Source organism: Vibrio sp. Vb1574, from assembly GCF_033338675.1.
Window position 1 is genome coordinate 1 of the sequence record NZ_JAWOTC010000311.1, and the last position, 1207, is coordinate 1207.

A 1207-nucleotide genomic window follows, 5' to 3' on the forward strand; every position below is an offset into this window, starting at 1 on the left:
GGGCTTTTTCGTATATTCAGATTTGAAAGGACTTGGACAAATCCCTCCTTGAATACAAGCCCAACACTCCGCCACATTTAGCAAAAGACCACTAATAAGTTAGTGATCTTTGTTCTGCCTAATTGCCTTCTTCAACTATCAAGAGGCAAAGACTTCTCTCGCCGCTTTTATTAACTGCATGTGAATAGGTACAAGGTCTGCGTGGTTTGTTCTATATCCACCCCCCACAACGGCGGCAACAGGAATCCCTCTGTTTTTCATCAGTTGAAAAAGAAACCGATCACGCTCAAAAATTGCTTGAGTCGATACGTCAAAGTAACCAAGCTCATCATCTTGATGAATATCTACCCCAGCGTCGTAAATCACCATATCTGGACGATGGAGATTCAACGCCATCTCGACCACCTCTTTAAACGTCATCAAAAATGTTTCATCGTCTGTTCCTTTTGCTAACGGAACATCCAAATCAGACTGTGGTTTTCTCGCAGGAAAGTTTTTATCGCAATGAAAAGAAAGCGTCACGATGTCAGGTTCTTCTTGGCACAAGGTGGCGGTTCCATCACCATGATGAACATCACTATCAATAATTAAAATCTTATCAACGTGCTCGTTATCCAACATGTGTTTAGCCGCAATCACTAAATCGTTGAACAAACAGAATCCGCTACCAAAATCTTTGTGCGCATGGTGGTAACCACCACTCAAGTGCAGTGCGATACCGTGCTCAAGCGCTTTTTCGGCTGTCAGAAGCGTACCAGCCGCTGACGTCAGAGTTCGAGTGATCAGAGCTTCACTCCAAGGAAAGCCGATTCGACGCATTTTAGCGGCTGGCATATTTCCTTGTACCAGTAAGTCAACATAGTCCGCATCATGCACGCGCTTGATCGCTTCAATTGACAGCGCTTGTGGTTCAAAAAACTGTACCCACTCAGCTTGCACACCGCGACGTACCTCTTCGTAGAGATATTGATACTTCATGATTGGGTAACGATGCCCTTCAGGCAATTCAAGTCTTGAGTATATAGAGTGGTATATCAGTGGCAACATGAGACATTCTTTTCATACAACGTTGTGAAATATTACCAACTACAAAGGTTGAATAGAAATTAATTTAATTGATAATGATTTTCATTAAAAATTAAATTTCATACTCCAACGATGAAGAAAACGACATTTACGGTCCTAGGCGCTTTGTTTGGTTCCTTCT

The 1207-nt window shown here is 42.4% G+C and carries 1 protein-coding gene; it reads right to left on the reverse strand.

The window, feature by feature from the left end; translation table 11 throughout:
• Positions 1–138: 138 nt before the first annotated feature.
• A complete protein-coding gene (locus R7O12_RS25780; protein ID WP_318126900.1) occupies positions 139–1047 on the reverse strand; it encodes a histone deacetylase in 909 nt (302 codons plus the stop codon).
• Positions 1048–1207: the final 160 nt, after the last annotated feature.

Bases quoted from the DNA above. Each gene is read 5' to 3' on its own strand.
- R7O12_RS25780 (WP_318126900.1), bottom strand. From the start codon at position 1,047: ATGTTGCCACTGATATACCACTCTATATACTCAAGACTTGAATTGCCT.